The sequence below is a fragment of the Parasphingopyxis algicola genome, assembly GCF_013378075.1.
In the GTDB taxonomy this organism is placed as follows: Bacteria; Pseudomonadota; Alphaproteobacteria; order Sphingomonadales; family Sphingomonadaceae; genus Parasphingopyxis; species Parasphingopyxis algicola.
Genome location: NZ_CP051131.1, coordinates 1,878,781 through 1,890,196 on the forward strand (window position 1 = coordinate 1,878,781; position 11,416 = coordinate 1,890,196).

General features: G+C 61.4%; 10 protein-coding genes. 6 read left to right on the plus strand and 4 right to left on the minus strand.

Going from position 1 to position 11,416, the window contains the following annotated elements:
• The first annotated feature begins 54 nt into the window (after positions 1-54).
• Genes HFP57_RS09320 through HFP57_RS09335 form a run of 4 tightly spaced genes read left to right on the plus strand, consistent with a single transcriptional unit; the run spans position 55 to position 4,362 of the window.
• Complete coding sequence (locus tag HFP57_RS09320) at positions 55-1,365, plus strand: oligosaccharide flippase family protein (RefSeq protein ID WP_176869514.1); 1,311 nt, start codon at positions 55-57, stop codon at positions 1,363-1,365.
• Positions 1,362-2,291, plus strand: coding sequence for a glycosyltransferase family 2 protein (locus HFP57_RS09325; protein ID WP_176869515.1), 930 nt, complete (start codon positions 1,362-1,364; stop codon positions 2,289-2,291). Before HFP57_RS09320 ends, HFP57_RS09325 begins: the two co-directional genes overlap by 4 nt.
• Before the next feature lie 11 nt (positions 2,292-2,302).
• Positions 2,303-3,298 carry a glycosyltransferase family 2 protein gene (locus HFP57_RS09330; protein ID WP_176869516.1) on the plus strand — a complete coding sequence of 332 codons (996 nt, stop codon included), beginning with the start codon at positions 2,303-2,305 and terminating at the stop codon, positions 3,296-3,298.
• Complete coding sequence (locus tag HFP57_RS09335; RefSeq protein ID WP_176869517.1) at positions 3,295-4,362, plus strand: glycosyltransferase family 4 protein; 1,068 nt, start codon at positions 3,295-3,297, stop codon at positions 4,360-4,362. The genes HFP57_RS09330 and HFP57_RS09335 overlap by 4 nt, the downstream gene beginning before the upstream one ends.
• On the opposite strand, the gene HFP57_RS09340 is transcribed toward HFP57_RS09335, so the two are convergent.
• From HFP57_RS09340 to HFP57_RS09350, 3 genes are read right to left on the minus strand one after another with little or no spacing between them, the layout of a single operon-like run.
• Positions 4,287-5,567: an O-antigen ligase domain-containing protein gene (locus HFP57_RS09340; RefSeq protein WP_176869518.1), complete on the minus strand. Its 1,281-nt coding sequence runs from the start codon at positions 5,565-5,567 to the stop codon at positions 4,287-4,289. The genes HFP57_RS09335 and HFP57_RS09340 overlap by 76 nt on opposite strands.
• Complete coding sequence (locus HFP57_RS09345) at positions 5,522-6,943, minus strand: GumC domain-containing protein (protein WP_246262994.1); 1,422 nt, start codon at positions 6,941-6,943, stop codon at positions 5,522-5,524. The genes HFP57_RS09340 and HFP57_RS09345 overlap by 46 nt, the downstream gene beginning before the upstream one ends.
• Positions 6,943-8,139 carry a polysaccharide biosynthesis/export family protein gene (locus tag HFP57_RS09350; RefSeq protein ID WP_176869519.1) on the minus strand — a complete coding sequence of 399 codons (1,197 nt, stop codon included), beginning with the start codon at positions 8,137-8,139 and terminating at the stop codon, positions 6,943-6,945. Before HFP57_RS09350 ends, HFP57_RS09345 begins: the two co-directional genes overlap by 1 nt.
• A gap of 125 nt (positions 8,140-8,264) precedes the next feature.
• Here HFP57_RS09350 and HFP57_RS09355 point away from each other — a divergent pair, with 125 nt between their 5' ends.
• The gene (locus tag HFP57_RS09355; protein WP_246262998.1) at positions 8,265-9,743 is read left to right on the plus strand and encodes a sigma-54-dependent transcriptional regulator; all 1,479 of its coding nucleotides are present in this window, start codon (positions 8,265-8,267) and stop codon (positions 9,741-9,743) included.
• Between the two features lie 37 nt (positions 9,744-9,780).
• On the opposite strand, the gene HFP57_RS09360 is transcribed toward HFP57_RS09355, so the two are convergent.
• Entirely contained in the window at positions 9,781-10,527 is a 747-nt protein-coding gene (locus HFP57_RS09360) for a phosphatase PAP2 family protein (RefSeq protein WP_218135004.1), read from the minus strand.
• Between the two features lies 1 nt (position 10,528).
• On the opposite strand from HFP57_RS09360, the gene HFP57_RS09365 reads away from it, so the two are divergent.
• Positions 10,529-11,404: a TetR/AcrR family transcriptional regulator gene (locus HFP57_RS09365; protein WP_218135005.1), complete on the plus strand. Its 876-nt coding sequence runs from the start codon at positions 10,529-10,531 to the stop codon at positions 11,402-11,404.
• Positions 11,405-11,416: the final 12 nt, after the last annotated feature.

Below are 11,416 nucleotides of genomic sequence, written 5' to 3' on the forward strand. Positions count from 1 at the left end.
CCTTGGAAATCCGGGCTTTCCTAACTTTGGCACGGCGTTTGCTCAGATGGTGGCATGTTTATTGGAACCATCATCGGGTTGGCGAGAAAGCGCTTGAACAGGATCGTACAAGGTGACGATCGCCTGCTCCTCGGCGGCTTTACAGCCTATGTTTCGGCCGAGCTCATTGTTCGGATCGTGCGTGTCGCCGCCATTTTGGTGATCGCGCGGCAGGTCGACGCCCTGATTCTTGGCGTTGCGGCCCTGGCGCTGACGCTATTCGAACTCGTTCGCGTGCTGGCCAATGCCGGCATCGGCCAGAAGATCATCGCCGCACAAGAGGTCGACCTGCCAGCCATCTGCAATACGGCATACCGGCTGTTCTGGATCTGGTGCGGGATTGTCGCCCTCGTTCAAGCGGCAGTTGCTGCAATGATGGCATTTATGTTCGGTCAATCGGCCGTCGCTGCAATGCTTGCGCTTTTGTGCGGCGTTTACGCCATCATGCCCTTCGGCCTCGTTCAGGTTTTCCTCCTGATGCGCGCGGGCAAGCTTCAAACGACGGCGCGTATCACGGCGAGCCAGACCATTGCCGATCATATTCTGACGGCGCTTCTCGTGCTGATCTGGCCGTCGGCCTGGGCAGTCGTCTTGCCGAAGCTGCTGACCGCGCCAGTCTGGCTGCTGATGGTGCGCCGCGCCTGCCATTGGCGGCGCGACAGCACCGCAGGACACGCGCCGGTCGCCTCGTTCGCAGCGTTCGGCACCGGTGTGCTGATCACCGAGATCGGCACCGCCGCGCGGATCCAGCTCGACAAGCTTATTATCGGCGCGCTGCTCGGCGTCGAAGCGCTTGGCCTCTACTATTTCGCGTTCAATGCCGGTCTCGGCATCACCGGCTCGCTGACCTCCGCCTATGGCACCGTACTCTACCCCTTCCTGTGCCGGGCAAAGGATCGGCTGGAAGGGGCCGCGCGCTATCGCCGGGGTATCATGTTCGGCGGAGCGATCCTTGTGCCGCTTATCCTGCTCCAGGTCGTGCTGGCGGATTTATACGTGCCGATCATATTCGGTGCTCACTGGTCATCTGCTGCTCCGCTGGTGTCGCTGCTCGGCCTTGCCGCGCTGGCGATGTTGGGGTCGACGCTGGCAACGACATGGCTGCGCGCCACCGGCCGGACCGGCCGCGACGCGGCCGCCAACTTCCTGGCCGGGACTTTCGCGCTGGGCGGACTCGCGCTGGGCGCCGGCCACGGCATCGACACTGCCGCGCTCGGCTATGTGGCCGGTCTCTCCATAATCCTGATTCCCTTCTTCGCCTGGATCGCTTTGCACGCGGCCAGGACTGTTTCCCTCCCCATATCGCCAAAGGAGTATTCCATATGAGCGAGCCACTTTTCTCGGTCATCATCCCTGTCTTCAATGCCGAAGAGACTCTCGATCGGACGGTCCGGAGCGTGCTCGACCAGACGATCGGCGATTTCGAGCTCCTGCTGATCGACGACGGTTCGACCGACGCCAGCATCAAAAAGATGCTGAGATTTGCATCCGAGGATCAACGGATCCGCGTCGTCTCTCAAGAAAATCGTGGCGCGGCAGCCGCGCGAAACCTGGGCATCGAAATGGCCAGGGGTGCTTTGATCGCTTTTCTCGATGCCGACGACATCTGGGCCTCGACCAAATTGGAGTGTCACGCCACTGTGCATCACCGGGACATGATGGTGGCCGTCAGCTGCGCAAAGGTCGCCTTTATCGGGCCCGAGACCAGAAATCTGGACGATGCCGATGCGGTGTCGGGCATAGCGTTCGGATCGCTGAAGCTTCCCGATCTGGTCGCGGAAAATCCGACATGCACGACTTCTAACCTCGTCGTCAGCCGCGAATGTTTCGACACGGTAGGCGGGTTCAAGGAGGACCTGCACCATGCCGAGGATCAGGAATGGCTGATGCGTGCCGCCGTCGCGGGCTATCTGATCAGGAGCATCGATGATCTTCTTGTCGGATATCGCGCTAGCGCCGGCGGTCTTTCAGCGGATCTCGACAGCATGCACAGGGGCTGGCGCAGCGTCGTCGACGGATATCGCCGTTCGGTCGACGTCAACGCGGCCGAGGCCGTCTATTGCCGGTATCTGGCCCGGCGCGCGCTTCGCATGGGGGCCGGAGCAAAATCCACCTGGCGCTATGTCGGTATCGCGTTCCGCCGCGATGTGTCCGCCTTTTTTGGCGACCGGAGGCGTGGCGCGCTCATCTTGCTGGGCGCACTCGCCAGCCTGTTTCTACCCCGCACGTTCCAAAGAAAATTGTTTTCCTGAAGGAGGATAAGATGACACAGCGTCCAGCAATGTCGGTCGTGATGCCGATGTACAATGTCGAACGCTATATCGGCGAGGCGATCCAGTCGGTTCTCGATCAGGATTTCGAAGATTTCGAGTTGATCATCGTCGATGACGCCAGTCTCGATGGCAGCAACGGGATCTGCCACAGCTTCAAGGATCCGCGCATCAGGGTGATTGCCCAGCGCAATCGCGGCCTTGCCGGCGCGCGCAACACAGGAGTCGCCGCTGCGAGAGGGCGCTTTATCGCCTTGCTCGATTCCGACGATCGCTGGGTTCCTTCGAAGCTGGGCCTGCATTTCATCCATTTGACGGCAAATCCCGATGTGGATGTCAGCTATTCGGGGTCGCGCTTCATCAATGAAGCAGGCCTCCCCCTAGCGTTGGCAATGCGGCCGAAACTCGAAGACGTGACCGCGAAGGATATCGTGACACGCAATCCCGTCGGCAACGGATCCGCGCCGGTTATCAGAAAGTCCGCGCTCGACAGGGTCGCGTTCCGGCATCCCGCGGAGCCGGAGCGCACCTGCTGGTTCGACGAGAGTTTTCGGCAGTCCGAAGATATCGAAATGTGGCTCCGCATGGCGGTCGGTGCCGGATGCCGGTTCGAGGGTATATCCGGTCTGCTGACCGAATATCGCGTTGCGAGCGGCGGTCTTTCGGCCAATATCGCGCGGCAATATGAAAGCTGGTGCCGCATGATCGACAAGACGGCCGGATATGCTCCCGGTTTCATCCGGAAACACCGGGCCGCCGCAGAAGCCTATCAGCTCCGGTATCTCGCTCGTCGCTCGGTGCAGCTCGGCGACGGCGCGTTTGCACTGGCCCTCGTGCGTCAATCCCTGGCAAGAAACGCCCGGATTCTGTTTCAGGAACCGGGCAAGACGCTGTCGACCGCCTTGGCGGCGGCCGCAGCGCGTTGGCTCCCCTCGCGCGCCTTCGATGCCGTAGCGCAATGGCGGCTGGGCGCCGGGCTCAAGACATGAGGCAGCTTGCGGCGGCGCATCTGCTTGAGGACGTTTCGTTCGGCGGCGTGGTGAAGTCACTCAGCATCTTCGACCGACCCGAACTTGCCACGCGCATTCGCAACGAGATGATCGAAGTCAATCCAGCCGGGGTGCGCGCACCGCGGCTGGATGCGGATATTATCATCACCCATTTCACGCCGCGCTGGCGGACGCTTCCGTTTCTCCACGCTCTGCGATTGCGCAATCGCAAGGCCTTTCTCGTGCATGTCGAGCATAGCTACACACGCGCGTTCGAGGAGCTGCACGTCGACAGCGTCAGGCGCTTTCGTGCAATGCTGCGCGGATCCTATGCCGCATTCGACGAGGTCGTGGCCGTTTCGCATGGCCAAGCCGACTGGCTTCGCGTGGCACGACTTGTTCCCCATGAAAAGCTGCTCGTGATTCCGCCCTGGAGCGATCACGGCGATCTGCGCGCCATGCCGTTGGCATGCCATTCCGGCAATCGTCCGATCGTGATCGGGGCGTATGGCCGGTTCGACGCGATCAAGGGCTTCGATGTGTTGATCGATGCCGTGAGACGGCTCGACCCGACCAGATTTTCCTTGCTGCTTGGTGGCTTCGGCCCGGAAGAGGATGAGTTGAAGCACCGGGCGAGCCTCATGCCGAACATGGAATTTGCCGGCAAGGTAACCAATCATCGGGATTTCCTGGGCCGATGTGACATCGTGGCGATACCCTCACGACGCGAAGCCTTTGGCCAGGTGGCCATGGAAGCGAAACTTGCTGGTCGCCCGATCATCGCAGCGCAGGTCGATGGTTTGCCGGAGCAAGTTGGGAAGGCCGGAATAACCGTCGATTGCAGCTCGGCGGAGACGCTGGCGGCAGCGCTTGCTCAGCTACCCAAGCTGCCGCTGGATAAGATGGCTGAAGCCGCGAGGGCGAGCGTAGCTGACGCGGAAATCACGCGCCTATTGGCCTGGCAGCGCCTTTTTGGCCGGGCGGCGCGCTATTGCCGCGCTTCGCAATCTGTCGAAGCGCGTGCCGCGGCGCCGATCAGAACGAGCGCCGGCCAGATCAGATAGCTCATAATTTCCAGATTCTCCCCGAAGCTGTAGAGGAACAGCAGCAGGATCATCGACAGGCCGACGCGGCCGGTCGCATGATGCCAGGCGGCGTGCAGCAACACGACAAAGCTGAACAGCATCGGTATCGCGAGAGCCGCAAAACCGAGCGCGCCTTTGACGAACAACAGCCCGTACCAGCTGTGATGGCTGCCGATCGGCATATATTCCACGAGATGCGGTCCGTTCTCGACGATCCCGTGCCCGAACCAGGGCGCTTCATTCTGCCATCGTTCGACGGCAATCCGGCCGAGGATTTCGCGGACGCGCGTCGATCCGGCCCGAGCGCGATCGAAGCTGTCGATCAGCTCCGTCAGATGGTCGATGATCGCTGGGGCCATGAGCCCGGCGAAGACCGCTGCGGGCGCTGACAGAAACCAGATTGCGGGTCTGTTCATCCGCGCCAGCAGATGGGCGGCCGGCCACAACATCAGTAAGGCAATTAGGGCGACCCGAGATTGGGACAGCACGGCCACGGCAAGCCCGGCGGCCAAGCCTATGTAGCGCCATCTCCGATGCTTCTCTTCGAGCGCGCACAGGACGTAGATCACCCCGACCATGCCCGCCGCCGGCGACCAGGGGGCGAAAAATTGCCATCGCGGCAGACCCGAGCCGGGTTCGAACGTGTATAGCGTGACGGAGAAGAACTCGGGGCCCGATCCGCCGAGAATTCTGAGCGGCGAGACATAGAGTTCGCCCGGCAATCCGACATAGGGCGCCGCCAGAAAAATGGGGAGGATGAGGAGTGTTTGCAGGCCAAGTCGGCACACGGCGCGATAGATCGTTTCGGGCCGGATCTTCAGGACGGCGCCGGCCAGCGGGAACAGCGCCAGCAATGCCCAGCCCTTGGCCCAGCCGATCGACGATTTTATCGTTTGGACGGTGCCGAGATCGTTCAGCGCGTGTCCGATCAGCAAGATGGCGAGCATCGCCGCCATCGAAGCGAGCCAAACGACAACCAAAGACGGGACGGGATCCGGCCGCATGCGCATCGGCAATGCCGGTGCAAAATAGAGATTGCGGACGGCCAGCGCGGCCAGGCACCAGCCAAGCGCTGGGCCGACGAGGTACAGCGCCCCGGCGATCCAGAACAGCCAAGTGCTCTGGATTGTGATCGAGATCAGCCGCTCGGCAGGATTTTCCGGATGACCTGCTGACGCGACCATAACAGTATGAACCCGATGAGAGTGAGAAATGTCGCCAGCAGACCGCCGCCCAGCACGAAGAGAAGTTTGGGGGAGCTCGGCCGGCTCGGCAGGGACGGCTCTTCTAGCGTCTGGACCAGCGGATAGGAAGCAAAGGGGTCGGATTGATTTGTATCCAGCTGAGCGAGCGCGGAGGAGAAGACCGCTTCGGCAACCCGCAGATCGCGCGTTAGATCCGCCAGCTCGGACGCCTTTTCGACCAGCTGCGCCGACGTCGCCGATTGTTCTTGCAGCTGCGCGCGGATCTCCGCCAACGCCGCCGACTCCCCGGCGGCCTCGCTGTCGGCGAGCAGCGTCGATTGCATGAGACCGGCGCGAACATCGGACACCGCGAGATCGGCAAACCGCATGATCTGGGTTCCGCTCAAGCCGGTCAGGGCCCGTCCGCGCTGACTCAGCGATTCGCGCAGGGAATCGGTCTCGGCGGTAAGCTCCTCAATCGTGGAGTGTCGGGAGCCTAGGGTTCCCGACGCTTCGGCACGCTGGGCCGTCAGGTTCGCATAACGATCCAGCAGCGTCTGAAATTCGGGATCGGCGCCCAGGAGCATCGCGCGCCTCGCATCGCCGCGCGATATCTGCAGCGACGATGCCAGCCGGCTCGTGGCGGCCTGTGTCCGTCGTGTGGCCGTGCGTGCATCGCGTTCCCGATCGCGCAGCGCATCGAAGGCGGCAACCCTACCGTTGAACTGATCCATGGAAACAAGCCCGGTCTCTCCCTGGAACTGCAGGAGAGCTCGCTGGGCCTCGCGGACCTTGGCTTCCAGCCCGTCGAGGCGAGACCGGTCGGCCTCTTCCCGCCGCTCCGCCTCGTCTGCACGAAGACGCGCCAATTCGACCAGAAAGGCTTCCCGAAGCGCGGTCGCGCGGCGTCGAGCATGTTCGCGGGTGTCGCCCGCGACGTTGACCCCGATCAGGTTCGTCTGGTCGACCAACCGTATGGTCGGCCTCGGAAAATCGCCTTCGTCCTCGTCGGCGATATCCGCCGCTCTGTCCAATACCACATCGGACATCAGCAAGCGCTTGTAGTTCTCAGTCGGGCTCAGCGAAGAGCTGGAAAATGCTGAGGACGAAGCCGTCGACGCCTGACCGATCGTTTCCAGGTTGATCGACGATCCAACGCCGGATCCCGGCAGGATGAGTGTCGTTCGGCTCGAATAGCTGGTCGGCGCCACAATCAGATAGAGTATGACCAGCAGCCAGATGACACCGATCGAGGGCAGCGCGGTCTTCAGGTAGCGTTGGGTCCGCCCGGGAAAAGGCAGCCCGTTCTGGGCGACCCACAGGATCCGATTGAAAAGCCCCTGTTCCGGGTTCGCTCTGACATGTTCCATTCTCATCAGTCGATCGCCCCGCTCAAGATCGCGGCCGGCGTGACGGCGTTGACCGCGCCGGTTACGAGCGAGATCGCATCGGCGAAGTTCATCATCCGGCTGTCGTAGCAAGCCAGCGCATCGCCGGGCATCAGATAGGGATCGACGGAATCGCGATCTGCTCCGCGGACCAGCTCCTCGACTTCACGCTCGATGACGACGCTCCGGCCGTTCATCGGATTGCGCGAAATCAGCACCGCTCGCCGACGGGCGTTCATCGCCGAACCGCCGATGCAGTTCATCGCGACCAGGCCCTGAAGCATGCGCGTGCCATAAGGGAGGTTCAGCGTTTCGGTGCCGATACCGGCCCCCGCATTGTTGTTGGCCGGCCGTGAGAGGTTCGACATGTGCACCCGGATACCCGGCGCGGTGAGCGGCGAGGGGCGCACGATATCGGCGCGGAAACAGCCCGTGCTGGGAACGATGATCCGGTCACCGGCCGTCACGCCGAGATCGAGCCGCTGCGTCCCGTCGATCATGCCGCTCATATCGAGGATGGTCTGGCGATCGTCGCGGATAACGATGATCCGCGAGATGTCGGCATCGGGGCGGACACCGCCAGCGGCGCGCAAGGCGGTCGATACGGTGCGCCCGCTATTGGCGTCGCCGGACACTTCGCCCTCGCGCTGACCGACGCGATCTTCCGCCCGGCGCTCGCCGACGCGAACGGAGCCGGAAAGAAACACGGCACCGGTCACCGAAATCGGAACCCCACCGCTCTCGATCAGCCGCAGATCGACAGCCCTTGAAAGCGGCCGGACCAGACTGGCCGCGATCAAGGACTGCCTGAGTGCGCCGGCAACAACCCTTTCGGTCTTGCCGGCGGCGGGAACACTTGGAACGCCCGGGAGATTGATGTTGCCGTTTGAATCGACGACATAGATGCCGCTGAGCGTGTCTTCGTCACCCAGAACGGCCACGCGGACCCGATCTCCGGGAGCAAACCGGAGCGCCCCGTCCACCATATCGGCAGGAGATACGGTAGCGCGGCCAGTCGGGAGGGCGTGGTCACGTGCTTCGCAGGCTGCGGCGCCATATTCGCTATGTTGCGGCATCCAGGCGCTGCCGGACAGGTTTTCCGGTGCAGGGCCCACGGCGCAACCGGTGGCAAGCAGCCCCAAAAGACAGGTGGTCGTTCGCCAAGCAAACACTGATTGAAGCATATCTGGTCCTTCGTCATCTGTTCGGACCAAGACGTTTCAAGAACCGTGCCAAAAACTAATACTTTGTATTTCAACGATTTAAAAAATATAACCATGCGAAATCTTAGCATTATGCAAAGACAGCTGTGCGATATTGCAAATCGGGAAGGCTGGATGCGGGCGCAAGTCGTAGAGGAAATCACGTGACCGAACAGACGATGCGCATATTGATCGTCGAAGATACGCAGTCGCTGGCGCTATCCTATGCAGGCACGCTGGAAAAGTCGGGTTATGTCGCCGAGATCGCGGACTCGATTGCCGACGCATCCGAGAAACTTGCTGCCGGAGAGCATTTTCCCGTCCTGTTGCTAGATCTGCAGCTGCCCGATGGTGACGGTCTAGATCTCCTTAGGGCTTTTCCGAAGCTTGCCGAGGAAGCCAGCATCATCGTTGTAACAGCCGACGGATCCATCAACCGGGCGGTCGAGGCCATGCAACGCGGCGCCTATGATTTCATCGTCAAGCCACTGGCGCCTGAAAGACTGCTGACCTCCATTCGCAACGCCCTCGAACGCACGGAGCTGAAGACGGAGATCAAGACCGTCAAGCGCCGTGGGGACCGGAGAAGTTTTCACGGATTCATCGGTAAATCGCCGGCGATGCAGGCGGTGTACCGGGCGATCGAGAATGTCGCCAATTCGAACGCCACGGTCTTCATCACCGGCGAAAGCGGCACCGGCAAGGAAGTCGCGGCGGAAGCCATTCATGCGGAAAGCCAGCGCCGCCGCGGCGCCTTCGTCGCGATCAACTGCGGCGCGATACCCGAAAACCTGCTCGAATCGGAACTGTTCGGCCATGTGAAAGGCGCCTTTACCGGCGCCGTCGAGAATCGCGTTGGCGCCGCCAGGGAAGCCGATGGTGGAACGCTGTTTCTCGACGAGATCGGGGAGATGGACCTCAAGCTTCAGGTGAAGCTGTTGCGGTTTCTGCAGACCAGTCTGATCCAGCGCGTCGGCACCAGCCGGACCGAAGCCGTCGATGTCCGCGTTATCTGCGCGACAAACCGGGATCCGGTCGCCGAAGTCGCAGCCGGCCGATTCCGGGAGGATCTCTTTTATCGCCTCGCCGTCATTCCGCTCGAACTGCCAGCGCTGCGCGACCGCGGAGAAGATATCGGATTGCTCGCGCAGTCCTTTCTGGCGCAAATGGCGGAGGAAGAGGGGAAATCGTTCGATCCGCTGGCGCCGGATGCGTTGCAGCTCCTCCAGTCGTCGGCCTTCCCCGGCAATGTGCGCGAACTGCAGAATGTTATCCGCCGGGCGGTGATCATGAACCCCGGCCCGACAGTTGCGGCACGCGAGATCGCCTCTCATCTGGAACAGGGACAGGCCGTGACGACCGGCGTACAGTCGCGAACCCAAGTGGCATCCGACACAGGCGCCGATGTGACCGACGATCTCACGCTCTCCCTGGAGGGCATGACCTTGGACGAGGTCAATCGGCTGGCAATCGAATCCGCCATACAGCGGGCCGGCGGAAGCTTGCCGGCGGCGGCCAAGGCGCTCGGCGTCAGCCCCTCCACGCTCTACCGCAAAAGAGAAAAGTGGCTTTCAAAAACCGGTTAGCCGCCGTGCAATTGTCCGGCACGCATGCCGCGAATGGCTAGGCGGTCCTCAGCAGGTGCAGAAATGCGCGCACGTCCTCGAGCATCGTCGCCACCTGGAACATGAAGAGGAAGAACGCCGGGTAGAACAGCGGAACCGCCGTGAACGACCAGCCAATGGGGATCCGGACGAGCGCCGTCCTGCCGAGCAGCCAGGTGCCAACCAGCGTGAAGCCGACGCCGATCGCAGCGCCCACGGCAAGATCGCTCAGATAATGCAGCCCGAGATAGAGCCGCGGAAACATGATGAAGACGAGCGTGTAGAGCAACGCGACGGCGCCGATGCGCCAGGAAATCAGCCACAGCCCGGCTACCAGCGCGAAAAACAGGACCGCATGGTCGCTGGGGAACGAGCTTTCGGCCAGCATTTCGGGTGCCAGAACCATGAGGCTCTCCGGAGCCTGAAAAGCGAGATCCGGATTGAGAAATGGCCGCAAGCGAAACGGGAGACTGTTGGAGAGCAACCGCGCAAAGACCTCGCCGATGGCCGCCGAAAGCAGACTGCACAGTATGATCGCGCGGTTTCGCCGCTGCTGCCCGTCATCGCCGCGGCCGGCGGCGCTCGGCTGCCACAACCATGTGAAGCACAAGAGAGCCGCCAAAACTCCGCCCTTGGCGAGGTGGCTGGAGGAAAGCGTGAGAATAAGCGCGTCAAAGAAAGGCCAGGCGCCCATCATCTGGCCCAGATACTCGGTCAGCGTGCGATCGATATAAGCGGCCGCGTCCATAATGATCGGGAAAGGCATCGTGTCAGCTCCGTTGGTTGTCATGCAGACAGGACAACCAAGAAGCGTGCCAGAATCAGTGCTCTTTAAAATTCAACGACTTAGTTCGAGTGAACGGCATTATCTTCGCGATTTGCAAAAAATCGGAACGGCCGATTGCGAGTCGCCACGACCGGACATGACTTCATCGCAGCCGACGTTGGCAATGCATTCTCCAAGGTGCTATCTCTCACAAGATCATTACAGTGATGATCAGGTCTTACCGTTGATGGCCAGCAGTAAAGCGAAACCCCAGCGGCGATTCTCGCCGGAAGTCAGGCGTTCGATGATCCTGGACGCGGCGGCCGACATGGTCGAGCGCGAGGGCATCTGGCAACTGACCATGGAACGTGTCGCAAAGCATGCCGAGGTCAGCAAATCGCTGATCTACAAGTATTTCGACAATATCCATGAAATTCTCAGGGAATTGCTGGAACGGGAGCTCGGCACTCTGCGCAGCACACAGTTCGCCGCCGCAGAAGCCGCCGAAACCTTCGAGGAACTCGTCCGGGGCATAACCAAAACCTATCTCGGGAATATTGCAAAGAAGGGCCTGTTGATCGAAAGGCTCCAGGCCGATCCGGCGATATCGGAAACCGGAGATCCAACCGATTTCGATCGCGAAGCGTCGGTCGAGTATCTCGCGAAGATCGTGAACCGGAATTTCGATATCCCGATGGCGACGGCCCGGGCAGTGACCGATATTTCCTTCGGCGTGCCGTCCGCTGCCGGATCGTACCTGTTGCGTCACAACGTCGACATGGAAGAGCTGGAAGAGATCACCGTTTCCATGATCATCGGTTCAATCAACGGGATCCGCGACGATTACATGATCCGCAAGCGTAAGCTGAAACGATAGATTCTTCGCGCC